Annotated in this window: 23 protein-coding genes and 1 pseudogene; 9 read left to right on the plus strand and 15 right to left on the minus strand. The window is 69.3% G+C overall.

Translation table 11 applies throughout. The annotated features are described in order from the left end of the window. Positions 1–18 precede the first annotated feature (18 nt). Positions 19–747: an aspartate/glutamate racemase family protein gene (locus U4Z31_RS07305; RefSeq protein ID WP_044843884.1), complete on the minus strand. Its 729-nt coding sequence runs from the start codon at positions 745–747 to the stop codon at positions 19–21. Between the two features lie 22 nt (positions 748–769). Continuing rightward, the gene (locus U4Z31_RS07310; protein ID WP_321809851.1) at positions 770–2302 is read right to left on the minus strand and encodes an NCS1 family nucleobase:cation symporter-1; all 1533 of its coding nucleotides are present in this window, start codon (positions 2300–2302) and stop codon (positions 770–772) included. Positions 2303–2558: 256 nt separating this feature from the next. Here U4Z31_RS07310 and U4Z31_RS07315 point away from each other — a divergent pair, with 256 nt between their 5' ends. Further along, complete coding sequence (locus U4Z31_RS07315) at positions 2559–2831, plus strand: hypothetical protein (protein ID WP_124551202.1); 273 nt, start codon at positions 2559–2561, stop codon at positions 2829–2831. A 193-nt stretch (positions 2832–3024) separates the two neighbouring features. Next, on the plus strand, positions 3025–3591 hold the full coding sequence (locus tag U4Z31_RS07320) for a DUF3005 domain-containing protein (protein ID WP_321809852.1): 567 nt from the start codon (positions 3025–3027) through the stop codon (positions 3589–3591). Between the two features lie 60 nt (positions 3592–3651). On the opposite strand, the gene U4Z31_RS07325 is transcribed toward U4Z31_RS07320, so the two are convergent. Both U4Z31_RS07325 and U4Z31_RS07330 read right to left on the minus strand, forming a co-directional pair. Further along, positions 3652–4416, minus strand: a complete 765-nt coding sequence (locus U4Z31_RS07325) for a DUF4397 domain-containing protein (RefSeq protein ID WP_044843886.1) — start codon at positions 4414–4416, stop codon at positions 3652–3654. Positions 4417–4870: 454 nt separating this feature from the next. Beyond that, positions 4871–6178, minus strand: a complete 1308-nt coding sequence (locus U4Z31_RS07330; RefSeq protein WP_321809853.1) for an MFS transporter — start codon at positions 6176–6178, stop codon at positions 4871–4873. Positions 6179–6714: 536 nt separating this feature from the next. Between U4Z31_RS07330 and U4Z31_RS07335 the strand changes: the two genes are divergently transcribed. Further along, entirely contained in the window at positions 6715–7161 is a 447-nt protein-coding gene (locus U4Z31_RS07335) for a MarR family winged helix-turn-helix transcriptional regulator (protein WP_044843888.1), read from the plus strand. Between the two features lie 36 nt (positions 7162–7197). Here U4Z31_RS07335 and U4Z31_RS07340 read toward each other — a convergent pair whose 3' ends face one another. The 5 genes from U4Z31_RS07340 to U4Z31_RS07360 all read right to left on the minus strand — a co-directional run bounded on the left by U4Z31_RS07340 (position 7198) and on the right by U4Z31_RS07360 (position 13064). Next, positions 7198–9480: a xanthine dehydrogenase family protein molybdopterin-binding subunit gene (locus U4Z31_RS07340; protein WP_321809854.1), complete on the minus strand. Its 2283-nt coding sequence runs from the start codon at positions 9478–9480 to the stop codon at positions 7198–7200. Between the two features lie 224 nt (positions 9481–9704). Continuing rightward, positions 9705–10352 (minus strand): isochorismatase family protein, encoded by a 648-nt coding sequence (locus U4Z31_RS07345; RefSeq protein WP_044843890.1) that lies wholly within the window; start codon positions 10350–10352, stop codon positions 9705–9707. Between the two features lie 19 nt (positions 10353–10371). After that, positions 10372–11412 carry a 2,5-dihydroxypyridine 5,6-dioxygenase gene (locus U4Z31_RS07350; RefSeq protein ID WP_321809855.1) on the minus strand — a complete coding sequence of 347 codons (1041 nt, stop codon included), beginning with the start codon at positions 11410–11412 and terminating at the stop codon, positions 10372–10374. Between the two features lie 42 nt (positions 11413–11454). Beyond that, a complete protein-coding gene (locus U4Z31_RS07355) occupies positions 11455–12285 on the minus strand; it encodes an alpha/beta hydrolase (protein ID WP_321809856.1) in 831 nt (276 codons plus the stop codon). Between the two features lie 26 nt (positions 12286–12311). Continuing rightward, a complete protein-coding gene (locus U4Z31_RS07360) occupies positions 12312–13064 on the minus strand; it encodes an Asp/Glu racemase (protein ID WP_044843893.1) in 753 nt (250 codons plus the stop codon). Positions 13065–13361: 297 nt separating this feature from the next. Between U4Z31_RS07360 and U4Z31_RS07365 the strand changes: the two genes are divergently transcribed. From U4Z31_RS07365 to U4Z31_RS07380, 4 genes are all read left to right on the plus strand, one after another. Next, positions 13362–14525 (plus strand): FAD-dependent monooxygenase, encoded by a 1164-nt coding sequence (locus tag U4Z31_RS07365; protein WP_321809857.1) that lies wholly within the window; start codon positions 13362–13364, stop codon positions 14523–14525. A 185-nt stretch (positions 14526–14710) separates the two neighbouring features. Beyond that, entirely contained in the window at positions 14711–15217 is a 507-nt protein-coding gene (locus tag U4Z31_RS07370; protein WP_044843895.1) for a (2Fe-2S)-binding protein, read from the plus strand. Next, positions 15207–17687, plus strand: coding sequence for a c-type cytochrome (locus U4Z31_RS07375; RefSeq protein WP_415750273.1), 2481 nt, complete (start codon positions 15207–15209; stop codon positions 17685–17687). Before U4Z31_RS07370 ends, U4Z31_RS07375 begins: the two co-directional genes overlap by 11 nt. A 240-nt stretch (positions 17688–17927) precedes the next feature. Then, on the plus strand, positions 17928–18260 hold the full coding sequence (locus tag U4Z31_RS07380) for a hypothetical protein (RefSeq protein ID WP_044843897.1): 333 nt from the start codon (positions 17928–17930) through the stop codon (positions 18258–18260). 106 nt (positions 18261–18366) lie between these two features. Here U4Z31_RS07380 and mmsB read toward each other — a convergent pair whose 3' ends face one another. From mmsB to U4Z31_RS07395, 3 genes are all read right to left on the minus strand, one after another. Next, positions 18367–19257, minus strand: coding sequence for a 3-hydroxyisobutyrate dehydrogenase (gene mmsB / locus U4Z31_RS07385; protein WP_321809858.1), 891 nt, complete (start codon positions 19255–19257; stop codon positions 18367–18369). A 16-nt stretch (positions 19258–19273) separates the two neighbouring features. Further along, positions 19274–20800, minus strand: a complete 1527-nt coding sequence (locus tag U4Z31_RS07390) for a CoA-acylating methylmalonate-semialdehyde dehydrogenase (RefSeq protein WP_321809859.1) — start codon at positions 20798–20800, stop codon at positions 19274–19276. Between the two features lie 122 nt (positions 20801–20922). Next, positions 20923–22242, minus strand: a complete 1320-nt coding sequence (locus U4Z31_RS07395; protein ID WP_044843900.1) for an MFS transporter — start codon at positions 22240–22242, stop codon at positions 20923–20925. Between the two features lie 157 nt (positions 22243–22399). On the opposite strand from U4Z31_RS07395, the gene U4Z31_RS07400 reads away from it, so the two are divergent. Beyond that, positions 22400–23359 carry a LysR family transcriptional regulator gene (locus U4Z31_RS07400; protein WP_124521113.1) on the plus strand — a complete coding sequence of 320 codons (960 nt, stop codon included), beginning with the start codon at positions 22400–22402 and terminating at the stop codon, positions 23357–23359. Positions 23360–23505: 146 nt separating this feature from the next. Here the strand turns inward: U4Z31_RS07400 and U4Z31_RS07405 are convergent, their stop codons facing one another. Together U4Z31_RS07405 and U4Z31_RS07410 are read right to left on the minus strand one after the other, a co-directional pair. Continuing rightward, on the minus strand, positions 23506–24414 hold the full coding sequence (locus U4Z31_RS07405) for a hypothetical protein (protein WP_257774963.1): 909 nt from the start codon (positions 24412–24414) through the stop codon (positions 23506–23508). A 47-nt stretch (positions 24415–24461) separates the two neighbouring features. Next, on the minus strand, positions 24462–25184 hold the full coding sequence (locus U4Z31_RS07410; RefSeq protein WP_044843903.1) for a haloacid dehalogenase type II: 723 nt from the start codon (positions 25182–25184) through the stop codon (positions 24462–24464). Between the two features lie 312 nt (positions 25185–25496). On the opposite strand from U4Z31_RS07410, the gene U4Z31_RS07415 reads away from it, so the two are divergent. Beyond that, on the plus strand, positions 25497–25724 hold the full coding sequence (locus U4Z31_RS07415) for a hypothetical protein (RefSeq protein ID WP_321802325.1): 228 nt from the start codon (positions 25497–25499) through the stop codon (positions 25722–25724). A 123-nt stretch (positions 25725–25847) separates the two neighbouring features. On the opposite strand, the pseudogene U4Z31_RS07420 reads toward U4Z31_RS07415, so the two are convergent. After that, positions 25848–25926, minus strand: a pseudogene (locus U4Z31_RS07420) (hydrolase); the annotation flags it as partial.

The raw sequence follows: 25926 nt of genomic DNA on the forward strand, positions 1-25926 counted from the left end.
ACGCGTTCCCGCGGCCCGTCATTTGACGAAGGTGCCCGGCCAGCCGACGATCCGCTTCGGGCGCGGCGGCGCATAGGTGCGGACCTTCGACGTCTTCAGCTTCAGGCGCACCAGCGATTCCGCGAGCGCGACCGCGGCCGACACGCCGTCGACGACGGGCACGCCGGTGCATTCCTCGATCTGCCGGTCGAGGCCGGCCATCCCGCCGCAGCCGAGGCAGATCACTTCCGCGCGATCGTCCTTCACCGCGCGCGCGGCCTGGTCGACGATCGACTCGATCGCGCGGGCCGGGTTTTCCTCGAGCTCGAGCACCGCGAGACCGCTCGCGCGCACCGACGCGCAGCGCGCGTCGAGCCCGGCGAGCTTCAGGCGATCCTCGATCAGCGGCACCGTGCGGTCGAGCGTCGTGACGACCGAGTAGCGGTGGCCGAGCAGCATCGCGACGCTCGCGGCCGCTTCGGTGATGTCGACGACCGGCACCGTCAGCAGTTCCTGCAGCCCTTCGCGGCCGTGTTCGCCGTAGCCGGCCTGGATCACCGCGTCGTATGGCTCGTCGTAGCTCAACACGCGGTCCATCACGGCGATCGCCGCGAGGTAGCTCTCGAAATTGCCTTCGACCGATTCCGCGCCGAAGTGCGGCGTCAGCCCGACGATCTCCGTGCCCGGCGACGCGGCGGCCCGCGCCTGCGCGGCGATGGCGTCGGTGATCGACGCGGTCGTGTTGACGTTGACTACCAGGATTCTCATCGGTGCACTCCGTATGCTGCGTTCAGTGTCGGGCGCAGGCGACCGCGATGGGTTCGCCCGAGCGCTCGTCGTATTGCCGTTTGCGATCGGCCGTCAGCCAGTACACGCTGCCTGCGATGGCCGCGCCGAGCAGCCAGGAGAACGGCGTCATCGCGCTGAAGGCCGGCACGACGGCGAGCGTGATCGAGATCAGCGCGGACGGCACGAGCGCCGCGAGCGCCTTGCGGTTCACGCCGCGCGTGTAGAAATAGGCGCCGGTCGGTGCTTCGGTGTACAGATCGGGCACGTTCACGCGCTGCTTGCGCACGAGCCAGTAGTCGACCGTGATGATCCCGTACAGCGGGCCGAGCAGCGCGCCGAGGCCGGACAGGAAGTAGACGATCACGATCGGGCTGTTGTACAGGTTCCACGGCAGGATCAGCACCGCGACCGTCGCGCTGATCAGGCCCGCGCGGCGGAACGTCAGGCGGTGGGGCGCGAGGCTCGTCAGCACGAAGGCCGGCGCGACGAAATTCGCCATGATGTTCACCGCGACCGTCACGATCAGGAATGCGAGGCAACCGAGCACGAGGAACAGCTTGTTCGGCACCGTCGCGATGATTTCCGTCGGGCTGTGGATGATCTGGCCGTTCAGCTTGAACTGCGCGCCCGCGAGCACGAAGCTGATCGTCGCGAACACCAGGATGTTCACCGGCAGGCCCCAGAAGTTGCCGACCCGCACCGTCTTCGCGCTCGGCGACGCGCGCGCGAAATCGCAGAAGTTGAGCACCAGCGTGCCGTAGATCGCAAGCCACAGCGCGCCGCCCGCGAACACTTCGGTCCACATCTTCAGGCCGGTCATCGGCTTGCCGATCGACATCGCGAGATGGCCGCCGGTGCGGCTGAACATCCACGCGGCGAGCGACAGCGTCGTGATGAGGATGATCGGGCCGGCGAGCCCTTCGTACTTGCGGACCATCTCCATCCCGTAGGTGAGGATGCCGATCTGCACCAGCCAGATCGCGACGAACGTGACCCAGCCGAGCGTCGACAGCCCGCAGATCGCGTTCTGGTCGAACGCGGCGAGGCCCGGCCAGATCGCGGTGAGCAGCACGCGCAGCACGACCGACGCGAGATAGGTCTGGATTCCGAACCATGCGATCGCGATCACCGCGCGGATCATCGCGGGCAACAGCGCGCCGTAGATGCCGAAGCTCATCCGGCTGATCACCGGGAACGGCACGCCGGTCTTCTGGCCCATGTAGCCGGTGAGGTTCATGAAGCCGTACACCAGCGCCGCGCCGATCGCGAGCGACGCGAGCATCTGCCAGCCCGACAGGCCGAGCGCGAACAGCCCGATCGCGAACGAGTAGTTCGCGATGTTGTGCACGTCGTTGGTCCACAGCGCGAAGATGCTGTACCGGCCCCAGGTGCGGCCCTCCGCCTTGGTCGGCGCGAGGTCGGGGTTGTGCAGCCGGGGGCTCAGCGCGGGGTCGCGCGCGGCGGTACCGGTTCGATGCAATGCGTCGTCCGCGCCGAGCACGATGCCCGCGCGGTGGGTGGCTTCCAGTTGCACGCGTTGTCTCCTTCCATGTGCGGGGCGCGAACCGGCAGCGTGTGCACGCAGCGCAGGCCCGGCCGCCGTGGACGTGATGTCTCGGATTTGTTCGCGAGTATGGGTGGCCGTCGCGGCGATGGGAAATTAAATATTCGGCTGGGGGGCATTTGAAAAATGAATGGGGCTGGGTCGCCGGCGGTGGCGATGGAGGAGATTGACGGCACGCGCATTGCTCGCCACAGGTCTCCATCCAGTCGACATCAGCGGAGGTGTCATGCAGCGATATTCCATTCGTCACGTATCGCGGGTCGTCTTCGCCGGCATCCTGATTGCCGGCCTGGCGGTGGGTGCGGGTTGCCAGAAGAAGAGCGAAAGCGACACCACTACCGGCGGGAGCTCAACTGGCTCCACCAGCAGTATGGCGCCGGCGCCGTCCACCGCACCGTCGGGCATGCCGGGCAGCGGCACGGCCGGCAGCGGCATGACCGGCGGTCCGGCGAGCATGCCGGGCGCGGCGTCCGCGCCCGCGGGCGCAAGCGGCGGCTGACCGTCGGCGCGGGCGGCATGCGCGGGCCCGTCGCCCGCGTGCCGCCGGGACGGCTGTCGGCGCGGCACGCGTGTCGCAGGGCACGCGTGGGCGGCGCCGTGCGCGTGAAAGATTTGCAACGACCGTTGTAGCGATTCCCGGACCGGCGCCGGCTGCATCCCGCCGGCGCACGCCGTCCGGAACAGGAGGTGCGATGCACAACGCGGAATCGAACCCAACCCCGAAACAGCAGCGCGAACAGATCGCGAAGAGCCCGGTGCAGACGCCGGCGGCCGGCGACATGCCCGATGCGGCGACCCAGGCCGCCGAGGTCGCCGAAGCCGCCGAGGTCACGAAGCGGGCGCTGACCCCTGAGGCCGTCGCGGCGAAGACGCCGACCGGCCTGCCGCCGATCGATGTCGGCGCGCATGCGGTCGACAGCGGCGATCCGGTGCGTCGCGCCAGCGGCAGGATCGTGACGCTCGACAACGCGAACATGGCGATGACCGACAACACGGTCGACGTCGACGGCAAGGGCATGGAGGCGCGCAGCGGCGCGACCGAGTGGCACGACAACGTGGTCTATTCGAATGCGTCGCTCGACGACGCGGTCGAGACGCCCGACGAAGGGCTCGGTGGCATCGACAGCCGGCCGGGCGGCAACGTGCCGCAGATTGCGACGCGGCCGGGCTGGCGCGTCCGGCATGTCGGCGATGTCGATGTCGAGCACGGCGACGGTACGCGGGTCGAGCACGTGATCCGTCTCGAGCGGACCGACTGACGACGTAGCGAGGGCTGCCGGGCGGACCGCCGGCCGGCGGTCCGCCGAAGCCGTTATCCGTTATTGCGGGCCGAGTTCCTGTGCGGACGTGTCCGCATCGTTGCCCTGCGCGACGAGCACGTGAATGTCGTTCGGCGTCACGTCGCCGATGCCGCCCGCCGGAATCGTCACCAGCAGCCAGTCGGCGTTGTTGTTGATCGCGACCGGCGCGGTCTTCAGGATCGGCGCCTTGCTGCCGGCCGTCGTGACGATCACCTGGTAGGTTCCGCCGTTCAGGTAGATGGAATCCTGTGTGGATGCCGGCACGGCGTTCTGATACGCGGCGCCCGCCAGCGTCGGGCTTTGCGTGTTGATGTCGGTGCCCGGCGGCACGACGTACACGTCGACGTTCTGCGTGTTCGGCGACGCGTTGAAGCTGCGTACGCGCGCCTTGTCGGACAGCAGCTTCTTGTCGAACGGATCGTCGATCAGCGAAATCGCCGACGAGGTGCTCGGCAACGCGATGGTCGTGTAGTGGTGACCGTTCGCCGCGCCGAACGATTGCGACGCGACGGTCGTGGTCGTTCCCGATACGTCGTAACTGGCGGTCTGCGTGCCCGAATCGATGTCGTGATAACGGGTCACGCCCTTGTACGCGACACCCGACGCATCGAGCTTCGCGTTCAGGTAGTAGTCGAGATTCGGGCCGGCCGGCACCGCGTTGATGAAGCGCGCCTGCGGCTTCGAGATGCCGAGCACGGTGCCGACGTCGTTGCTGTCTCCGCCGCACGCCGTGAGTACGGAAATGACCGAGCACAGGGCCACTATCGTTCGTATGGATTTCATGTCGTCCTCTCGTTCAGGGGGAACCCTGCTTGCGATGCGGAATCGCCGCGCGAGGACTCGCGCGGTGTGCAGCGCCGGGTTGAAGGAAGGATTGCCGTCCGCCCCGGGGGGCGGGCGCGTTGATCTCGCAAACGACGTGCCTGCACGGCGGGACACGCGTACGCGCCGGTGTGGCGCGAAGCTGCGCGGGGAGGCAGTGGCATGCCGTGCGCGAACACGCGCGCGAGGTGACGTGTTTGTAAAAAGGCAGTGCGGCACGTCGCGAGGCGACCTGTGCGCGAGTGCGGCGCCCAGGAAAGCTGTTCAAGCCGTCAGCCGGGGGCGCTGCGACGAATACGGAAGGGCGAGAGGGGGCTTGCGCGCATATCGTTGGGCACGCATCGATACGCGGGGAGTCGTGCGAATTGTACGAATCGCGCGCGACGACCTCGGGTCGCCGCGCGCATGGAGCGCATCAGCGGTTCACGAGCTTTGCAGGATACGCGAGCGCGAGCGCGCATCCGACCAGCATGCATGCGGCGAAGCCGTACAGCCCCGCGCTTTGCGAATGGAACGTGTCGCGCAGCCAGCCGATGAAGTAGGTGCTGCCGAAGCCGCCGAGGTTCGCGATCGAGCACGCGAACGCGATCCCGCCGGCGGCGGCCGAGCCCTTCAGGAACGTGGACGGCAGCGCCCAGACGACCGGCATCGCGGCGGCCGCGCCCGCGTTGATCAGCGAGAACAGCAGCACGGTCGCGAGCGTGCCGTGCGACGACGCGGCGGCGAATGCGAGCGCGACGGCCGACACCAGGAACGGCACGACGATATGCCAGCGGCGCTCGCGAGCACGGTCGGAGCTCGCGCCGCAATACAGCGTCGCGAGCACGGCCGCGGCATTCGGGATCACCATCAGCCAGCCGATGTGATACGCGTCCTTCACGCCGGTGTCGCGCAGGATCGTCGGCAGCCAGAAGCTCACCGCATACAGCCCGAGCAGCACGCACAGGTCGATGAGGCCGAGTGCCCACACCTTCGGATCGGAGAACGCGCGGCCGAGCGCGTGGCTCTTGTTGCCGGACGGATCGGCATCGAGGTTCGCGCGCAGCGTGCGCTGCTCGTCCGCGTTCAGCCAGCGCGCGGTCTCGATGCTGTTGGGCAGCCAGCGCAGCACCGCGAAGCCGAGCAGCACCGACGGCAATGCCTCGAGCAGGAACAGCCACTGCCAGCCGCCGAGCCCGTGGGCGCCGTCGAATGCGCGCATGATCCAGCCGGAGATCGGGCTGCCGATCATGCTCGACAGCGGCAGCCCGACCATGAACAGCGCGACGATGTGTGCGCGGCGCGCATCGGGATACCACTGGGTCAGGTACAGCAGCACGCCGGGCAGGAAGCCGGCTTCGGCGGCACCGAGCAGGAAGCGCACGACGTAGAACTGCATCGGCGTATGCACGAACATCGTCGCGCCCGACAGCAGGCCCCACGTGATCATGATCCGTGCGATCCACAGCTTCGCGCCGACGCGCTGCAGCACCAGATTGCTCGGGACTTCGAACAGGATGTAGCCGGCGAAGAACAGGCCGGCGCCGAGCCCGTACACGGTGTCGCTGAACTTCAGCGCGTCGAGCATCTGCAGCTTCGCGAGCCCGATGTTGATGCGGTCGAGATAGGCCGCGAAATAGCACAGGCAGAACAGCGTGATCAGGCGCAGCGTGACCTTGCGGTAGAGCGCGCCGTGCAGCGTGTCGTCGGCGGAGACGGCGGCGCTCGGGTGTGCGGTAGACATGGGATTGCCCCTGTTCGAATGTGACGGATGAAGTGGGTGGCCGTTCGACGCGAGCGAAGGTTCGCCGCGCGCTGGAGTCTGTATAGCACGCCAATTACATAGCGTACACACTAGAAAATACGGAATCGCGCAGGCATGGAAATGAACGCATCGGGATAGATCGATAAGCCGGATAAGCCCCAAATTGTTCGGGGATTTATACGGGAATATGCACATACCAGCATGGTTTTTGCCCAGCCTATGGTATGCACGAAATTCGTGCGTATACGCTCAAAAGTGGAGTGTGTGCACGCCAGTGATTCGGCGTTCGGAGCGCGCGCGTCCGGCAGCCCGCCGGATCGCGCGAGCCGCGGGCGTTGCAGCGGCGATGTCCGCGAGCAGGCCGACATGGTCGAGCGCTTGTCGGGCGCGACGCGGGTCGGGCGCCACGAACCCTGACGCACCGCAACGAAGCAGCGGCCGCGTGACCGGATGCACCGATTTGAGGGTGTACACTGCTTGCCTTTCCCATTCATGCCGCGCGAGCCTTCATCTTCATGGCGTCTTCCAAGGATTCCTACGACTTTCACGACCAGGTCGGGCACCTGCTGCGCCGTGCCTATCAGCGGCACGTCGCGATCTTCCAGGAAGCGATCCCCGATTCGGACCTGACGGCCGCGCAGTTCGTCGCGCTGTGCGCGGTCAAGGAAAAGCAGGCGTGTTCGCTGAACGACATCGTGAAGGCGACCGCGATCGACCAGGCGACCATTCGCGGCGTCGTCGAGCGCTTGAAGACGCGCGCGCTGGTCGAGGTGCTGCCCGACCCGAACGACGGCCGCAAGCTGATCGTGCGCGCGACCGCGGCGGGCCTCGCGCTGATCGACCGCACGGTGCCGTTCGCGCGGCAGGTGACCGAGCGCACGTACGGGCCGCTCAATCCGGGCGAACGCGTCGCATTGCAGTATCTGCTGCGCAAGATGATGGAGGCCGACGGCGACGCGTGACGCGCGGCGCCGTCCGGCCCTCGATGCAAACCGGCCTCATGCGGCGCTTGCCGCGACACTCGCTTCGGTAGGCGGAAGCCGGCCAGCCTCGCGCAGCGCGGCGCGCACCGTCTCGGGCGTGAACGGCGGCGCGTAGAAGCGCACGCCGGTCGCATCGAACAGCGCATTCGCGACGGCGGCGGGCCCCGGCACCGACGCCGATTCGCCCGCGCCGAGCGGCGGTTCGCCTTGCCGCGGCATCAGCACCACGTCGACGTCCGGCACTTCGTCGAAAGTCAGGATCGGATAACTCGCCCATTCGCGCGACGCGACCTTGCCGTCGGCAAACCGCACGCGCTCCTTCAGCGTGCGGCTCAGTACCTGGATCACGTTGCCGTGGATCTGGTGGCGCACGCCGTCGGGGTTGATCATCGTGCCGGTGTCCTGGCCGACCGTCACGCGTTCGATGCGGATCTCGCCCGATACGCGATCGACGCTCAGGTCGACGATCCATGCGGACCAGGCCGCGCCGAAACCGGGGAAGCGGCTGTGGACGTAGCGTGCGTATGCGATACCGCGTCCGCGGACGACGCGCGCTGCTTGCGCTTCATTGCTGCGGTCCGCGTGCCGCGGCGTCCAGCCCGCGCGATCGGCGACGGCCTGCAGCAGTTCGGTCGCGCGCGTGTCCTTGAGATGGCGCAGCCGGAACGCGAGCGGATCGATGCCGGCCAGCGCCGCGCATTCGTCGACGAACGCGTCGTGCGCGAACGAGTTTGGCAATGCCGACACGCCGCGCAGCCACGAGGCGCGCACGAGCGGCGCGAGATCCTCGCAGACGAAGCGGCGGTTCGGGCTTTCATACGGCGACACGGCGGTGCGGTCGCCCATTTCGAACACGCGCGGTTCGGGCGCGATCGCGCCGGTCAGGAGCGTCGCGAGCAGCGGCGCGTCGTTCGACGGATAGCGCGTCGTGAAGTCGTAGCCGAGCAGGCGGCCGTCGCGCGTCACGGTGCCCGTCACCTGCATCAGCTGCCCGGCGCCCTTCGGTTCCCACAGATGCTCGTCCGCGCGCGACAGCTGCACGCGCACCGGGCGGCCGACCGCGCGCGACAGCAGCAGCGCGTCGCCGCAGACGTCGTCCGCGCCGTTGCGGCCGTAGCAGCCGGCCGCTTCCATCCGCACGATGTCGATATCGGCTTCGTCGCGCGCCACGAGCGTCGCGAGGTCGTAGCGCAGCGATACGGGGTTCTGGGTGCCGGACCATACGGTGATCCGGCCGTCGCCGGGTGCGCGATAGTCGGCGAGCGCGCACGACGGGCCGATCGAGCCGTGCATCTGGAACGGCCACGCATAGGTGCGCGACAGCGTGATCGTGCCGGGTTGCGCGCGTGCCGCGTCGACGTCGCCTTCGTCGAGCAGCAACCGGCGTTGCGCGGGCGCGGCGGCGATCGCGGCCGCGGGCGTGTCGAGCGGCGGCAGCGCGGGATGCGGGCGCCACGCGACGCGCAGCTGGCGTGCCGCGCGGATCGCGTGTTCCTCGCGTTCGGCGACGATGCCGACGAAGTCGCCGAGCGCGACGACCGCCACGAGCCCGGGCACGTCGGCGACCGACGCGCGATCGACGTCGACCAGCGACGTGCCGACGAACGCGCCGCTGTCGTGGCCCGCGTACGGCGGCCGCACGACGCGGCCGTGCAGCATGCCCGGCACGCGCATGTCGTGCACGAACGTGAGCTGGCCGGTGGCCTTCGCAGGCAGGTCGACGCGCGGCGACGACCGGCCGACGATCCGGTAGCGGGCGGGATCCTTGGTGCGGGCGTTCAGGTCGAGCGTGAGCGCGATGCGGCGCGCCGCGACGAGCGCGGCGAACGTTGCGGTGTGCCCGCCGGCGGGCGCGGCGATCGTCCCGTCGTCGATGCTCAGTTGCGCGGGGTCGACACCGAAGCGCTCGGCGGCCAGCGCCAGCAGCGCGTGGCGTGCCTGCGCGGCCGCGCAGCGCAGCGGCGTCGCGGAAATCTGGATCGTCGCGCTCGCGATGGTCGGACCCTGGTTCGGCGTCGCGGCCGTATCGCCGAGCACCATCGTCACGCGCGCGGCCGGCACGTCGAGCTCCTCCGCCACGATCTGCGCGAGCGACGTGCGGATGCCGGTGCCGAGGTCGACGTGGCCGTTGAACGCGAGGATGCGTCCGTCGTCGAGGATCGCGACGAACACCTCGGGCAGCGCCGGCACGTACGACGACAGGCTGCCCGGCTGGCCGGGCGCCGGCTTGGGCGGCGGCGCGGGCGGCCGGATCACGGTCAGGCCGCCGTCGCGCGCAAGCAGTTCGGAGCGGTTCACGGTTCAGGTGTCCTGTCGGGGAGGGCGCGACCGGCGGCCGGTCGCAGCGCCTGCGCCTGCGGCGCTGCTGCCGCGTGCCGCGCACGGGGCGACGGCCCGGGCGTGCGCGATGGCGCACGCGGTCAATCTAGGCCGCCAAAAGCGCAGCGTCAATCGCGCGCCGGCGCGGGCACGGCTGCCGTTCGTACCACCCGTGCCGCACCGCCCGCGATCGGCGCGGCGGCTCAGCGCGCGTGCACGGCATCGATCGCCGCGATCGCATCGTCGAGCGGCATCACGGCCGCGTATTTCTGCTGCATGTCGAACAGGTTCGCGTCGTGCGGCGCGATCGCGCGATCGCCGACGCAATCGGCGAGCACGAGCGGGCGGAACCCGTGCGACATCGCGTCGACCACGCTCGCGCGCACGCAGCCGCTCGTCACCGCGCCCGCGACGAGCAGCGTCTGCACCGCGCGCTGCGCGAGCCACGGCGCGAGCTGCGTGCCGAAGAACGCCGACGGCACGGTCTTGCGCACGACGAGTTCGCCGGCGGCGGGCGTGAGTTCGGGCACGATCGCGCTGTTCGGATGGTGCTCGGTCAGCGTCGCCATGCCGGGCACCTTCAGCGAGAACACGTTGTCGTCGCTGCCGTCGTCCGCGTACACGATGCGACTGTGCGCGACCGGCCAGCCGCGTGCGCGCGCGAGCGCGAGCGCCCGCGTCGTGCGCGCGATCGCCGGCGCGATGTTGCCGCCGCCGAACGTCGCGGGATCGGCGAAGCCGACCACGAAGTCGACGATCAGCAGTCCGATGTTGCCGTGCGGCGGCAGCGGCGTGCCGAAACCCTGCTGGCGGTAGACGTTGGCTTCGGCGTGGCGGGAAAGATCGGTCATGGTGTCGGGCACTCGTCGGTCAGGCGGGTTGGTCGGTCACGCGGCCTTCGCGCACGACGGTCTCGCCGTCGAGCTCGACCGTGCAGCGGCGCAGCGGGATGTCGATGTGGCAGGTGGTCGTGCGGGTGCCGCCGCCTTCGTTGTTCGGGCCGAGCGAGAACAGGAAGTTGCCTTCGAACGCTCGCGCATCCATCCCGATCGTCGCCTCGCGGTCGTACAGGCCGAGCGTCGACCAGCGCGCGCGCGGCTGCAGCCCCCAGCCGATGTGCGAGATCGCATAGCCTTCCGGGTCCGCGAAGGTTTCCATGTAGTCGCTCAGCAGGTCGGCATCGACGCCGCCTTCGATGCGCGTCGCATAGCCGCCTTCGACGGTCAGCGCGATCGGCTCGCTCACGTAATGTTTCTGCGGCAGCAGGATGTCGCCGCGATCGATCACGATCGTGCCGCGTGCGGTGCGGTCGTTCGGGAAGGTCAGCGCGAATCCGCTCGGCCAGTGGTCCCAGCGGCCCGGCGCGTCGACGAAGCCGTATTCGGCGGTCGGCGGGAAATCGCCGAGCGGGCACACGAGCGCCGTGCCGGCTGCGGAGGTCACGCGCATCTCGCGCGCGGCGGCGATTTTCTTCGCGGCGCCGAGCACGCGCGTGCGGTCGGCCAGTGTCGGCACCATCCGCACCAGCACTTCGGGCGGCTCGACCGCGAGCAGGATCTTCGTGCCGGATTTCAGGATGTCGTGCTGCTCGGGCGAGAACAGCAGCGTCATCAGGTCGAGCACGAGGTCGCTCTCGCGCAATGCGGCGATCGCGGCGCGGTTGCCGGTGAGCGGCGTCGTGCCGAGATACGCGAGCGGGTCGCGGCTGAACGCCTTCTCGCCGTTCACCGGCGGCAGGTCGAGCCGGTTGACGATCGCGCCCATCGATTGCGTCGCGATCAGCGCGCACGACAGCGTCTGCGGATGAGTGGCCGCGCTCGTCAGGATCGTGACGGTCTGGCCCGGTTCGAGGCGCGACAGCGTGAGCACCTGCTTCCACGCGTCGATCAGTTGATAGTCGCTGACTGGCATCGTCGGCTCCGGTAATGGCGTGAAGGGAAAGGGGGGGCGAAATCAGGCCGCGAGCGGCGCGCCGAGGAAGTTGCCGAACGCCGCGTAGAAGCCCGCCGCGTTGTCCCACGGGATCATGTGGCCGGCATCGGGCACGCGCACGTGCTGCATCGACGGCGTCGCACGCTGCAGTTCGGCGACGTCGTCGTCGCGCACCACGTCGCCGCGCTCGGCCGTGATCAGCAGTGACGGCACGGCCAGTTGCGCGGCATCCGCGTGGAAGTCGTCGGTGTGGAAGCCTTCGTACGACGTGCGCACCGCGCGCTCGTCGCAGGTATGCAGCCACTCGGCGCGCAGTTGCAGCTCGGCATCGGTCCAGGTCGGGCAGAACGCGCGCATCCCTTCGGCGTCGGTGCCGGCGCGCGCGAGCGCCATCGAGTCGATGTACCACGGCAGCTTGCCCGGGTAGTCGCGGCGGTTCGGGCCGGACACCGGCGGATCGACGAGCACGACCGATTCGAGCCCGCGGACGCCGCGCCGTGCCGCGCGCGCGGCGATCCGCGCGCCCATCGAATGGCCGACCAGGCTCGTGCGCGGCAGGCCGAGCGCGGCGACGAACGTCGCGATGTCGTCGGCTTGCGCATCGAGGCCGTAGTCGAGCGACGGCGACGCGTCGGACAGCCCGCGGCCGCGCACGTCGAGCACATAGGTGTCGAACGTCGCGCCGAACACCTCGCCGACGAAGCCCCACGTGATCGCGGGGCTCGTGATGCCGGGAATCAGCACGATCGCGGGGCGCGACGCGCGCGCGCCCGTGGCGCCGCCGTAGCGCAGGTAGTGCTGGCGGATGCCGTTGGCGCGGACGTTCGCGCCGTACAGGAAAGTCGAGGACATGGCGATGCTCCGAAGTAGCGGGGCGCTCAATACGCGCCGGACAGCAGCGCGCCGGCGCCGGGCACGATCGGTTCGAGATCGAGTTCGCGCAGCATCGCGTAGGTCGTCGCGATCGCGGCCGTGATCACGGGCTTGCCCGTCATCGCCTCGACCTTCGCGACGGCCGGCAGCGACGGCATCTGCACGCACGCGGACAGCACGATCGCATCGGCGTCCTGGTACGGCAGCGTCTTCACGATGTCGGGCAGGCGCGCCGGGTCGTGGCGGCCGACGTCGAGGTTGTCGGGGATCTCGAGCGCGCGATACGCGATCACGTCGTAGCCTTCGTTGCGGATGTAGTCGACCACGAGCTCGGTCAGCGGCAGCATGTACGGCGCGACCACCACGATGCGCTTCGCGCCGATCACCTTCAGCGCATCGACGAGCGCGCCCGCGCTCGTCAGCACCGGCGCCTGCGCGCCGTTGTCGGCCGTGTGCTTCGTGAGGCGCGCCTGCGACACGCGGTGATAGCCGTGGCCCATCGCCATGATCGCGACGAGGCACGCGTAGCCGAGCACGTCGACGCGCGCATCGCTCAGTTCCACCGCGCAGCGGTCGGACTCGGCGTCCATCGCCGCGAGTTCTTCCTTGACGACCTTCTTCATCCGCATCCGGCTCGAGTGATACGTGAAGCGCTCGGGCCGGATCGCCTCGCGCAACCGCAGCATCGCGGGAATCTCGGTTTCCATCGTCGTGTTGGAACTCGGCACGATCTGGCCGATGCGGTAGGTCTTGCTCATGACGGGAGGCTCCGTGTCGGTAAGGGTGGGGCGGCCCGCTGGCGCGGGATCGCCTGGTTTCGAGGAAAGTCTAGTGTGTACATTTGAAAATGACAATGGGTCAAAATGATTCCTTTCAGGCGTAGATCGTTTATTTTCGGATATATATGAGGTTTTATTGGTGTTTTCCCGGATGGGGTGGCCACCGGAAATAACCCCTTGTCTTGAGTAAATTGAGTGTGTACGCTACATAAACGCCATTCAATCCGCCCGTTCTCGTGCCGCGTCCGGCGCCGGGCTCACGATCAGGAGATCCGCATGAGCAAACCCCGTATCGCAATCATCGGCGCCGGTCTCGGCGGCACGGCCGCCGCGGCGCTGCTGCAGCGCGGCGGCTACGACGTCGCGCTGTACGAGCAGGCGCCGGCGTTCTCGCGCCTCGGCGCGGGCATCCATCTCGGCCCGAACGTGATGAAGATCATGCGGCGCATCGGCTGCGAGGACGCGCTGGAGACGATGGGTTCGCATCCGGATTGCTGGTACAGCCGCGACTGGCAGACGGCCGACGTACTGTCGCGGATTCCGCTCGGCGACTACGCGCGCAGGACCTACGGCGCGAGCTACCTGACCGTGCATCGCGGCGATTTCCACGCGCTGATGACGCAGGCGGTGACGCCCGGCACGATCCGCTTCGGCAAGCGGCTCGCGGCGGTGGAGGACACGGGTGACGCGGTGCGCCTGACGTTTGCCGACGGCAGCGTCGAGACGGCCGACATCGTGATCGGCGCGGACGGCGTGAACTCGCGGATCCGCGAGCATCTGCTCGGCGCGGAGCCGCCGCGCTATACGGGCTACGTCGCGCATCGCGCGGTGTTCCCGGCCTCGCTGCTCGGCAACAAGCCGTACGACATGTGCGTGAAATGGTGGTCGGAGGATCGCCACATGATGGTCTACTACGTGACGGAGAAGCGCGACGAGTACTACTACGTGACCGGCGTGCCGCAGGCCGAGTGGCCGGAAGGCGTGTCGATGGTCGACAGCAGCCGCGATGAAATGCGCGAGGCGTTCGCCGGCTTCCACGCCGACATCCAGCACCTGATCGACGTGTCGCCGTCGATCACGAAGTGGCCGCTGCTCGAGCGCGACCCGCTGCCGTTGTGGAGCCGCGGCCGTCTTGTGCTGCTCGGCGACGCATGCCATCCGATGAAGCCGCACATGGCGCAGGGCGCTGCGATGGCGATCGAGGATGCGGCGATGCTCGCGCGCTGCCTCGACGAAGTCGGCATCGGCGATTACGCGAGTGCGTTCGCGCTGTACGAGGCGAACCGCGCGGCACGCGCGTCGAAGGTGCAGCTCGTGTCGCACAACAACACGTGGCTGCGCACCAACGAGGATCCGTCGTGGGTGTTCGGCTACGACGTGTTCGACGTGCCGCTGGTGTCGCCGTCGCCGTCGCGCGGCAACGTGGCGGCCGTCGCCTGACGCGCATGCGGTGTCCGCGCCGGATGCCGCGCCGCCGTATCGGTGATCGATGCGGCGGTACGCATTTCGGCGTGTTATACGTGAGCGCTGCGCGCGACGCCGGCCCGTCGCGAGCCGGCGGCCGTGCCCGCTGCCGGCCCCAAGTCACGGCCTGCCGGCCCGCGCCCCGCATTCCGGATCCCTTCATGTCCCATCCCGCTTCCCCGTCGCGGCCGCTCGCGTTTCGCGTGAACGGCACGCCGCACACGTTCGACGCTGCCGCGCCCGACGCGCCGCTGCTGCTGGTCCTGCGCAACGACTGCGCGCTCAACGGCCCGAAGTATGGCTGCGGATTCGGGCAGTGCGGCGCGTGTACGGTGCTGGTCGATGCTCAGGCGACGCGCGCGTGCGTCGTGCCGGCCGCCGCCGCGCACGGGCGCGACGTGACGACGCTCGAAGGGCTCGGCTCGCGCGACGCGCCGCATCCGATCCAGCGCGCGTTCATCGACGAGCAGGCCGCGCAGTGCGGCTATTGCCTGAACGGAATGATCATGAGCACGAAGGCGCTGCTCGACCGTAATCCGTCGCCGGACGATGCGGCGATCCGAGACGCGCTGCGCTTCAATCTTTGTCGCTGCGGCACGCATCTGGAGATCATCCGCGCGGTGCATCGGGCCGCGCGCTATCTGCGGGACGACGGCGATGAAGCATGACCTGAGCGTGCCCGCGCAGCCCGAAGCCGATGCGAGCGATGTGCGGCGCGATGAAGCGGCGGCCGGTTCGGCGCGGCGTGCGGACGACGCGGCGCGCATGCACCGCGCGCGCTACGAATGGCCGATCGGCGATGCGCGTGCGCACGCGTCGTTCGAGCTCGAAACGCGGACCGCCGCCGATGGGCGGATGACGACGTGGCGCTATCGCGCGCGGGCCGGCACGACACCGGATGCGCGGCGCGCGGCGGCGCAGGGCGGGGCATCGGCTCGGTCGTCGCCGTTCGTCTATCGACATGCGCAGACGTCGATCGAAATGGCCGACGTCCACCACGCGATTCCCGGCCACGCGCACGCATTCGCGCGCGAGTCGTTCGTCGACGAACTGGCCGGTGCGCTGCGGCGCGATCCGGTCGCATTGCGCCTGCAGCATCTCGATGCGTCGCGCGATGCCGGGCCGCGCGAGATCATCCGGATGGTCAGCGAACGCGCGGCGTGGGGCGAACCGGCCACGGGCCGTGCCCATACAGCGGCGCAGGACCGCCTCAGTGGGCGCGGCTTTGCATTCGACGGTGCGGGCGTGCTCGAGGCGCCGTCCGCAGGCGAAAACCCGCACGCGGACGCGGGCCGCGACAACGACCGCGACAACCGTCGCGACAACAACCCGCACTGGTCCGCCTGGGTCGTCGATCTCGACGTCGATCGCGCGACGGGCGACGTCGCGGTGCGTCGCGTCGTCGCCGGGCAGGGCGCGGGCGAGCCCGGGCAGGCTTCGATGGCGGGCTTGCCCGCGTGGCAGATCGAGGCGGCGATTTCGCGCGTGATGGGCGCGCGGCTGTCCGCACGGCCGGCGCATGACGAGACCGGCGGCGATGTCGCGCCGGATGCGATCGCGCATGAACTCGTCGCGTTCGACGACGCAGAGCCGGGCGCCGGTCGCGCCCGGTCGCTGTCGGCATACGACGCGCAACGGATCGAACAGGCGGCCGCGCCGGCAGCGGCCGCGATCGCGAACGCGCTGTATGACGCGACGGGCGTGCGTTTTCGCGCGCCGCCGTTCGACGCCGCACGCATTCGCGACGCGCTGGCCCGGCCGGAGCCGGCCGATGTCGGCGAGCGCAGTTCCGGCGCGCCGCGCCGCGCGTCATCGTTATCGTCATCGCGCTGGCGCCGCTGGCTGGCCGGTGGCGGCGCGGGCGGGGTCGTCGGCGGGCTGATCGGGCTGGCCTGCGCGATCCTGCCGGGCCCGGCGCCGATCGCCCCGGTCGCACCCGGCGGCGCGGACGGCGCGATGTGGAGCGCGGCGACGCTCGAACGCGGCCGCCTGATCGCGCACGCCGGCGATTGCGCGGTCTGCCATACCGCGCCGGGCGGCGCGGTCAATGCGGGCGGTCTCGCGCTCGACACGCCGTTCGGCACGATCTACACGACCAACATCACGCCCGATCCGGAAACCGGCATCGGCGCATGGTCGTATCCGGCGTTCGCGCGCGCGATGCGCGAAGGCATCGCGCGCGACGGCTCGCATCTGTATCCGGCGTTTCCGTACACCGCGTTCGCGAAGCTGAGCGAGCCCGACCTGCTCGCGCTGTATGCATACCTGATGTCGCAGCCGCCGGTGAAGCATGCGCCGCCGAAGACGAAGCTGCCGTTCCCGCTCGACCAGCGGCGCCTCGTCGCCGGATGGAACTGGCTGTTTCACGACGCGCGGCCGTTCGTGCCGGATCCGGCGCACTCCGCGTCGTGGAATCGCGGCAAGTATCTGGTCGACGGCGCCGGGCACTGCGGCGCGTGCCATACGCCGCGCAACGCGCTCGGCGCGGAACGGGGCGGGCGCGCTTATCTGGCCGGCGGCGAGGCCGAGGGGTGGGTCGCGCCGCCGCTCGTCGCGTCGCCGGCGTCGCCGGTGCCGTGGACCGAAGGCGCGCTGTTCGACTACCTGCGCACGGGCTTCTCTGCGCAGCACGGCGTCGCGGCCGGGCCGATGGCGCCGGTCGTCGCGGGGCTCGCGGCGCTGCCCGAATCGGACGTCCGGGCGATCGCGCATTATCTGGCGTCGCTGTCGCCGCCCGTCGATGCCGCGGTGGCCGTCGACGCGGCGACCCGCCATGCACGCGGTGCGGAAGCGGTCGCGACGCTCGGCCTCGAGAGCGGCCGGCGCGCGTTCGATGCCGCGTGCGCGGTCTGTCACGCGGAGACGGGCGGGGTCGGGCATTTCGGCGTGCGTCCGCTGATGGGGCTCAACACGAGCGTCAGCCAGGCGGCGCCCGACAACCTGCTGCGCGTGCTGCACGACGGGATCGACCATCCGGCCACCGACGGGCTCGGCTACATGCCGGGCTTCCGCGACGCGTTCGACGACCGGCAGATGGCCGAGCTCGCCGCATACATCCGCGCGCGCTATGCGCCCGGCCAGCCGGCGTGGCGAAGCCTGGAGGAGGCCTCGGCGAGAATCCGGGCGCGTGCGCACTGACCGGCGCGCCGGCCGATGCCGGTCGCCGGGCAGAAACCGTGTGTCGGCCGGGAAGCCGGGAAAAGCGACACGCTGCGCAACGACGGGCGTGACGCGGGCCGTAAATCCTGCCGGCAGCGCCCATCGTTTAACCATTCGAAACAATGTGTTCACTGAAAAGGGCATGATCTCCGGCGATCGGGCAGGCATACTGTCGCCTATGTTGCTCAATGCCGTCGAATCGACGCGCGCTTGCCCCCCATGTCCATTGCTCTATCTTTTCGATCCCTGCGAGGGTTGACCATCGCGGCCGTTGCATGCTTGCTCGCCGCATGTTCGACCGCTTCCGACGTGACCACGACGTCGAATCCGAACGTCTTCACCGTGACGACGCGCACGCTCGGCGTGTCGACGACGTGGGCCGACGCCCATGCGAAAGCTGTCGACGAAGCGACCAACTACTGCACGCAGCGCGGCATGCGCGCGAGCCTGAAGCAGGAGTCGGTGACCGGCGGCCGCCGCGTCGACGCGCGCTCCGAACTCGCGTTCGAGTGCCATCCGACCTTCGAGACCGCGTCGAATCCGCGCGGATAAGCGCCGCGCCGCCCGCGCGGCCGTAACCTCCGCACCGCTCCGGATGTGAACCGACCCGCGATGCCGTTGACGGGCAGCGCGGGCCGTCGCACGTCCGCCGGCCGCGTTACGCGGGCTGCGCCTCGTACAGCTTCACGCACGCGGAGAAGTCGAGCGTGCCGAGCCCGTGCTGGCTCATCGACTGATAGAGCTGCTGCGCGAGCGCGCCCATCCACACCGGCTGCCGCGCGCTGCGCGCGGCTTCGGTCGCCAGCCCGAGATCCTTCAGCATCAGGTTCGCGGCGAAACCGCCCGAGTAGCCGCGCGCGGCGGGTGCCGCGTCGTTCACTCCCGGATACGGGTTGTAGCTGTCCGAGCTCCAGCAGCGGCCGGTCGACGTGTTGATGATGCCGGCCAGCACGGCCGGATCGATGCCGAGCGCGGCGCCGAGCGCCATCGCTTCGGCCACGCCCATCATCGAGATGCCGAGCAGCAGGTTGTTGCAGATCTTCGCGATCTGCCCGGTGCCCGTGCCGCCGCAGTGCACGACGTTCTTCCCCATGTCGAGCAGCACCGGGCGGATGCGCTCGAACAGCGCGCCTTGCGCGCCGACCATGAAGGTCAGCGTGCCGGCCTGCGCGCCGCCGGTGCCGCCCGACACCGGCGCGTCGGCGAGCGGGAAGTCGCGCTGTGCGGCGGCGTCGGCCACCGCGCGCACGGTGCCCGGATCGATCGTGCTGCAGTCGACGAGCGTTGCGCCGGCACGCGCGCCGGCCAGCACGCCGTCGTCGCCGAGGTAGACCGCGCGTACGTGCTGCGCGGCCGGCAGCATCGTGATCACCAGCGACGCGCGGGCGGCCGCGTCACGCGGCGACGCGGCCGCCGTCGCGCCCGCGCGCACCGCCGCGTCGACCGCGTTCGCGTCGAGGTCGAACACCGTCAGCGCGTGGCCGGCCTTGAGCAGGTTGGCGGCCATCGGGCCGCCCATGTTGCCGAGTCCGATGAATGCGATTTCCATGTGCGGGCTTCCTTGATCAGCGCAGCGCGATCGTCGTGTTCACGCCGCCGGCCGTCGCGTCGTCGTCGAACCAGCGCGCGGTGACCGTCTTCGTCTGCGTATAGAACTGCACGACCTGCTTGCCGTACGGGCCGAGATCGCCGAGCTTCGAGCCGCGCGAGCCGGTGAAGCTGAAGTAGGGGACCGGCACCGGGATCGGGATGTTGATGCCGACCTGGCCGATGTCGATCTCGCTCTGGAACTTGCGCGCGGCCGCGCCGCTCTGCGTGAACAGGCCGACGCCGTTGCCCATCGGGTTGTGGTTGACCAGCGCGATCGCGTCGTCGAGCGTGTCGGCTTCGAGCACGACCACCACCGGCCCGAAGATTTCTTCCTGATAGATCGACATGTCGGTCGTCACGTTCGAGAAGATCGTCGGGCCGACGAAGTTGCCCTGCTCGTAGCCGGGCACCTTCACGTCGCGGCCGTCGAGCAGCAGCGTCGCGCCTTCCTTCACGCCCGCATCGATCAGCGACAGGATGCGGGCCTTCGCCGCCTTCGACACGACCGGGCCGACGTCCGTGCCGGCTTCGGCGCCGGCGTTGACCTTCAGCGCCTTCGCCTTCTCGACCAGCTCGGGCAGCCAGTCGCGCGCCTGGCCGACCAGCACGACGACCGACGTCGCCATGCAGCGCTGGCCGGCCGCGCCGAAGCCTGCGCCGACGAGAGCGTTGATCGACTGCTCGCGGTGCGCATCGGGCAGCACGACCGCGTGGTTCTTCGCGCCCATCATCGACTGCACGCGCTTGCCGTGCTGGCTGCCGAGGTTGTACACGTGCGTGCCGACGCGCGTCGAGCCGACGAACGAGATCGCCTTGATGTCCGGATGCGTGCACAGACGGTCGACCACGGTCTTGCCGCCGTGCACGACGTTCAGCACGCCCTGCGGCACGCCGGCCTCGATCGCGAGTTCGACGAGCTGCATCGTCGACAGCGGATCCTGTTCGGACGGCTTCAGCACGAACGTGTTGCCGCACACGATCGCCATCGGGAACATCCACAGCGGGATCATGCCGGGGAAGTTGAACGGCGTGATGCCCGCGCACACGCCGATCGGCTGGCGCAGCGTGTAGGTGTCGACGCCGCCCGCGACGTTCTCCGCGAATTCGCCTTGCTGCAGCGTGCCGATCGAGCACGCATGCTCGACCACTTCGAGGCCGCGGAAGATGTCGCCCTGCGCGTCGGGCAGCGTCTTGCCCTGCTCGGCGGTCAGCGTGTGCGCGATCCGTTCGAGATTGCGGCGCACGAGGTCCTGGAACTTCAGCATGATGCGCAGCCGCGCGCCGATCGGCGTCGTCTTCCAGTTCTGGAACGCGCGCTGCGCGGACGCGATCGCGGCATCGACCTCGTCGAGCGTCGCGTACGGCACGCGGCCGATCACTTCCTGCGTCGCGGGGTTGACGATGTCGCCCCATTCGGCGCTTTGCGATTCGACGAACGCGCCGTCGATCAGCAGCTTGGCGGTGGGCAGGGCGAGGGTGGTCTGGGGAACTGCGGCGTTCATGGAACTCTCCGGGAAACGGTGATGCGAAGAAAAAACGTGGGCTGCGTCCGTCGCGCGTGCGGCCACGGCGGACGGCAGGTCGAACTGAAATCGGGGCGATGCGGATCGATGCAGGCCGATGCTTACGCACGCGCCGGACGCATCAACGCGGTACACGCGAGCGCGAACACGCCGAAGCCGACGAGGTACGCGATCACGTAGTGCGGCTGGCCGCCGCCGGCCTTGAGCAGCGACGTCGCGATCATCGGCGCGAAGCCGCCGCCGATCACGCCGGCGAGCTGCACCGACAGCGAGATGCCGCTGTAGCGGATTTCCGCCGGGAACTGCTGCGCGAACAGCAGCGACTCCGGCGCATACAGGATCGGGAACACGATGCCGAGGCCGAGCACGATCGCCCACCATGCGGTCGACGTCTGCTGCGTGCCGAGCATCAGGAAGAACGGCGCCGCGAACAGGCACATCAGCACGAGGCCGATCGCGAACATCCGGCGCTGGCCGATGCGGTCGCTGAGATGCCCGCACAGCGGCATCGTGACGAGCGACAACGCCGCGCCGGCCGTGATCGCGTGCAGCATCTCGGCCTTCGGCAGATGCAGCTGCTGCGTCGCATACGCGAGCGCGAACGTGACGACCATGTAGAACCAGGTGTTTTCCGCGGCGCGTGCGCCGACGATCGTCAGCACCTCGCGCGGATGGCGGCGCAGCGCGGCCGTCACCGGCGACTTCTCGGCCTTGCCCTGGCGCTGCATCTTCTCGAAGTCCGGCGACTCGGGCACCTTCGCGCGGATGAACCAGCCGAGGCCGACCAGCGCGATGCTCGCGAGGAACGGCACGCGCCAGCCCCACGACAGCATGTCGGCTTCCGGCAGCGCGGCTACCGCGGCCATCGCGACCGACGACAGGATCAGCCCGAGCCCGACGCCCGTCTGCGGCAGGCTGCCGAACAGCCCCTTGCGGCCCTTCGGCGCGTGTTCGACGGCCATCAGCACCGCGCCGCCCCATTCGCCGCCGACCGCCATCCCCTGCAGGAAGCGCATCGCGATCAGCAGCGCGGCGGCCCAGTAGCCGATGCGGTCGTACGACGGGATCAGCCCGATGATCATGCTCGGCACGCCCATCAGCAGCAGCGTGATCATCAGCATCGACTTGCGGCCGATGCGGTCGCCGAAGTGGCCGAACACGATGCCGCCCATCGGCCGGCCGATGAAGCCCACCGCGAACGTGCCGAACGCGGCGAGCGTGCCGACGACGGGGTCCAGCGACGGGAAGAAGATGCGGTTGAACACGAGCGCGGCCGCCGTGCCGTAGAGGAAGAAGTCGTACCACTCGATCGTGGTGCCGGCCATGCTGGCCCAGCCGGCCAGCAGGTAGTGCCGCGCGGTGCGGGCGGGCGCCGGCGTCGCGATGGCTGCATGCTCATCGAGGGTGGATCGCGTCTGCATGGTGTCTCCGTATTTATTGCCCGCGGCTCATGGTCCGCAGGTCACGGTCGAGTATAGTTATGCGCGGATCCATGATGTACCGACAAGAAAACCGGTTGGATGTGCATTTATGCATATCGGAACCCGGCCCCGAGACACCTGCCCTTTTTTCCCGCCGATGCGACACGCCACCGAGCCGGTTTCCGGCAACCTGAACTGGGACGACCTGCGCTTCTTCCTCGAAGTCGCCCGCACGCAGCGCGCGAGCGGGGCCGCGAAGCGGCTCGGGGTCGACTACACGACCGTCGCGCGGCGCATTCGCGCACTCGAGGCCGCGATGGGTACGCTTTTGTTCGACAAGTCTCGCTCGGGCGGCTTCACGCTGACCGCCGAGGGGCAGCGGCTCGTCGCGTATGCGGACGCGATGGAGACGACCGTGCAGTCCGCATGCGACCAGGTCGCGAACACTGGCGAGGCGCTGTCGGGCCACGTGCGGATCGGGTCGACCGAAGGGTTCGGCTGCTTTTTCCTCGCGCCGCAGCTCGCGCGGTTTCGCGTCGCGCACCCGCATGTGACGGTCGACCTGCTGCCGGTCCCGCATTTCGTCAACTTGCCGAAACGCGAGGCCGACCTCGCGATCACGCTCGAGCGGCCCGAACGCGGGCCTTACGTGGTCACGAAGCTGTGCGACTACCAGCTGCGGCTCTACGCGACGCGCGACTATCTGGCGAGTCATCCGCCGATCGCCTGCACCGACGATCTCGCGCGGCATGCGTTCATCAGTTACGTCGACGATCTCGCGTTCAGCAGCGAACTGCTGTACCTGGAGCGCGCGGTGCCCGGCGCGACGGCCGGGCTACGCACGACGAGCGTGATCGCGCAGGTGTTCGCGGCGCTGCAGGGCGGCGCGCTCGCGATCCTGCCGTGCTTCATGGCGGCCACGCAGCCGGCGCTGGTGCCGGTGCTGCCGGACGACGTGGTGGTCACACGGTGCTTCTGGCTGACGTGTCGCGAGGATCTGCGCAAGCTGCGGCGCGTGACGGCGCTGTGGGATTACCTGCGCGCGGCGGCGGACGCGAACCGGGCGTTGTTGATGGGGGAGTCGGAGCGGCTCCGGTTCGTCGGGGATCCGGAATAGCGGGGCTGGAGGCGGCGGTGATTTGCGCAGCGGGCGGGTCGGGGTTCACGCGCTTCCAGGTGCACCGCGTTGCGGCACACCCGCGGCGGCGTCACGCGAGCGCGGCGAAGGGGCCCGCCGCCAGGCAGCCGGCCGCCTGGGCGTGCCTAGGCGTAATAGATTCGCCCGACATCCGTGTCGCGTAATCGTCCGGTGCGTTCGGCGTTGTCGAGCGCATCGCCGAAATCGCGCGCGCACAGGTCCGGTCGGCCCAATGCAGTGAGGATGCGCGACACGCGCCACGCGGGCAGCCAGTCCGACCATGCAAGGCGCACGCCGATGAGCAGTGCCAGCATGACGCCCAATGCGAACGGTCCGCCGAGCAGCGTGAGAACGACGAGCGTCGGATCGGAAAATCCGCTGTCGCTGGTCCAGATGCCCAGTAGCATGAGCGGGATCAGGAAACAGGTCATGCCGATGAACATCCATTTCCACGCGAGCCAGAGCGTGTGCGTCAGCCCGGCCAACCCGGTGTCGCCGCACGTGTAATCCATGACCATGTGGCGCCGGTCCGGAGACGACAGCGCAAGCAGGCGGCCTCGGCGATCGACCACGGCAACAACGTCGTCGCCGGCGTCGAAGCACTGTCCGCCGAGGAAGCCGCGGTACGTGTTTCCGCCGATTTCGATTTCGACCGGGAGCTTCGCGAACAGGATCCTGCCGTTTTTCCCGACGGTGACGTAGGCGTTTTCCGATGCGAAGGTCTTGCTGCCGCGGATATTCGCATACGACCACGTCGCCGGATGCTCGACCTTGTCGGCCGCGGCGTTCAAGCTGGCCAGGGCGAGGTCTTCGTCGGCTTGCTGAAACACCAGCGCATTGGCGGCGGCACCGTTGCCGGTGAGCGCCGCGGCAATCGGCACCACATAGTGCGTGAACCGGTAGCCGAGCGATTTCTTCCGGGCTTCGGGATCGACGGGCGGCACCTGATGGCGCGCGGCGTCCTCCCGATCGGGACGCTCCAGAAAGCGCATCGCGGTGAGCTTGCCTGCTACCAGACGCAGGGATGACGACATAGGCCGGGGCTGAATGTGGTCGGAGTGCGGAGTCTAGCAGCCGGCACTCAACCCGGACAACCGAGCCGATCCGCGAGTTCGTTCAGGTCCTTGACGTCGAAGTCCCACGCGTCGTCGGCTTTCAGGTCGGTCGTCTGGTTCGGCCCGTGTTCGGTCGGCCGCAGCACGAACGCGGTCGCGAGCCCGAGTCGCCGCGCGGCGGCCAGATCGCCGTTGTGCGCGGCAACCAGGCACAGCTCGGCCGGCTCGAGACCGAGAATCTCGACCGCTTCGGTATAGACCCTCGGCGACGGCTTGTACGCGTGCGCGACTTCGGCGCCGAGGATCGCGTCCCACGGCAGGCCGCCGTGCTTCGCGACGTCGACCATCAGCCGGATATTGCCGTTCGACAGCGGCGCGATCACGTAGCGCCGCTTCAGCCGCTGCAGCGCCGAGACGGAGTCGGGCCACGGATCGAGCCGGTGCCACGCGAGGTTGAGCGCGTCGATCTCCGCGTCGGGCACGCCGTCGATCCCGTAGCGGTCGAGCGTGCGCACCAGGTTCTCGCGGTGCAGCACGTCGAGCCGCACGTAGCGCCTGCGCCCGCTGCGGATTTCCTCCATCGACGGCGCATATTCGCGGCGCCACGTATCGGCGAATTCGAACGGATCGCGATCCGGCGCATGGCGCGCCAGGAACGTGGCGGCTTCGCGCGCGACGCCGTTTCTCCAGTCGACGATCGTTCCGAACACGTCGAAAACGAGCGCCTTGATGTCGGCAGGGTTCGTCATGGGATTTTCGTGAAGGTCGGTCGAGGGGGGACGCGACGCGCGCCGAGGCGGCAGCGCGCGACGCCGGTTCGAATGACATTGAATCACGTATCCGCGAAGACGGCTGGCGGCGTCGCGGCGATGGCGGCGCGCGGTGCGGCATCGAGGGTGCATGAGGGCGAGGCGGAGCGGGGAAAACCGGTATCGCACCGCCCGTCACGGGCCTTCGGCCATGACCTTCGGCACATTCCTGCCCGCGTGCGCGGCGCCTACGCTGGGCAGGTCGCCGGTGCGTGCTGGCGGCGTTCCCCAACCAACCGACAAGGACATGCCATGCCGACCATTTCAGTCTACGGGTTCAATCCGGACGGCGGCCCGAGCGCGTTGAGCGCGCAAGCCACGCGCGACAACCTCAACGAGGACCATCCGACGTGGGCCGTGACGCTGGCCTACACCGCGAGCACCACGACGGCCGTCTTCACGTCGGCCACGGCGTCCGACGCGGATCTCAGGGCCGCGCTGGAGACGGCGTATCCGCCGGCAAGCTACCACGTGGTTTAGGTATCGCGGGCGCCCGCCCGGGCCGGCCCGGGCGGGGGTAGTTCATGTGGCGCAACGCGCGCCGGCGGCTGCGACGCGGGCCGGGTTCGCGCCGCAAGCGCGGCGCGTGCGGACGTGCGGCAATCAGCTCTTGTCGTACGAGAACTGGATGCCCGCGGTGCCGCCGGTTTCGATGAACAGGTTGATGAACGCGGGGACGGTC

Origin of the sequence: Burkholderia sp. BCC1985, from assembly GCF_905339915.1 — a bacterium.
In the GTDB taxonomy this organism is placed as follows: Bacteria; Pseudomonadota; Gammaproteobacteria; order Burkholderiales; family Burkholderiaceae; genus Burkholderia.

Excerpts from the sequence above, each read along its gene's own strand:
- U4Z31_RS07335 (WP_044843888.1), top strand. The coding sequence starts at position 6,715 with ATGGCGTCTTCCAAGGATTCCTACGACTTTCACGACCAGGTCGGGCAC.
- U4Z31_RS07405 (WP_257774963.1), bottom strand. The coding sequence starts at position 24,414 with ATGTCGTCATCCCTGCGTCTGGTAGCAGGCAAGCTCACCGCGATGCGC.
- U4Z31_RS07315 (WP_124551202.1), top strand. The coding sequence starts at position 2,559 with ATGCAGCGATATTCCATTCGTCACGTATCGCGGGTCGTCTTCGCCGGC.
- U4Z31_RS07365 (WP_321809857.1), top strand. The coding sequence starts at position 13,362 with ATGAGCAAACCCCGTATCGCAATCATCGGCGCCGGTCTCGGCGGCACG.
- U4Z31_RS07390 (WP_321809859.1), bottom strand. The coding sequence starts at position 20,800 with ATGAACGCCGCAGTTCCCCAGACCACCCTCGCCCTGCCCACCGCCAAG.
- U4Z31_RS07325 (WP_044843886.1), bottom strand. The coding sequence starts at position 4,416 with ATGAAATCCATACGAACGATAGTGGCCCTGTGCTCGGTCATTTCCGTA.
- U4Z31_RS07415 (WP_321802325.1), top strand. The coding sequence starts at position 25,497 with ATGCCGACCATTTCAGTCTACGGGTTCAATCCGGACGGCGGCCCGAGC.
- U4Z31_RS07305 (WP_044843884.1), bottom strand. The coding sequence starts at position 747 with ATGAGAATCCTGGTAGTCAACGTCAACACGACCGCGTCGATCACCGAC.
- U4Z31_RS07330 (WP_321809853.1), bottom strand. The coding sequence starts at position 6,178 with ATGTCTACCGCACACCCGAGCGCCGCCGTCTCCGCCGACGACACGCTG.
- mmsB (WP_321809858.1), bottom strand. The coding sequence starts at position 19,257 with ATGGAAATCGCATTCATCGGACTCGGCAACATGGGCGGCCCGATGGCC.
- U4Z31_RS07395 (WP_044843900.1), bottom strand. The coding sequence starts at position 22,242 with ATGCAGACGCGATCCACCCTCGATGAGCATGCAGCCATCGCGACGCCG.
- U4Z31_RS07320 (WP_321809852.1), top strand. The coding sequence starts at position 3,025 with ATGCACAACGCGGAATCGAACCCAACCCCGAAACAGCAGCGCGAACAG.
- U4Z31_RS07410 (WP_044843903.1), bottom strand. The coding sequence starts at position 25,184 with ATGACGAACCCTGCCGACATCAAGGCGCTCGTTTTCGACGTGTTCGGA.
- U4Z31_RS07360 (WP_044843893.1), bottom strand. The coding sequence starts at position 13,064 with ATGAGCAAGACCTACCGCATCGGCCAGATCGTGCCGAGTTCCAACACG.
- U4Z31_RS07375 (WP_415750273.1), top strand. The coding sequence starts at position 15,207 with ATGAAGCATGACCTGAGCGTGCCCGCGCAGCCCGAAGCCGATGCGAGC.
- U4Z31_RS07350 (WP_321809855.1), bottom strand. The coding sequence starts at position 11,412 with ATGCCAGTCAGCGACTATCAACTGATCGACGCGTGGAAGCAGGTGCTC.
- U4Z31_RS07355 (WP_321809856.1), bottom strand. The coding sequence starts at position 12,285 with ATGTCCTCGACTTTCCTGTACGGCGCGAACGTCCGCGCCAACGGCATC.
- U4Z31_RS07345 (WP_044843890.1), bottom strand. The coding sequence starts at position 10,352 with ATGACCGATCTTTCCCGCCACGCCGAAGCCAACGTCTACCGCCAGCAG.
- U4Z31_RS07370 (WP_044843895.1), top strand. The coding sequence starts at position 14,711 with ATGTCCCATCCCGCTTCCCCGTCGCGGCCGCTCGCGTTTCGCGTGAAC.
- U4Z31_RS07380 (WP_044843897.1), top strand. The coding sequence starts at position 17,928 with ATGTCCATTGCTCTATCTTTTCGATCCCTGCGAGGGTTGACCATCGCG.
- U4Z31_RS07400 (WP_124521113.1), top strand. The coding sequence starts at position 22,400 with ATGCGACACGCCACCGAGCCGGTTTCCGGCAACCTGAACTGGGACGAC.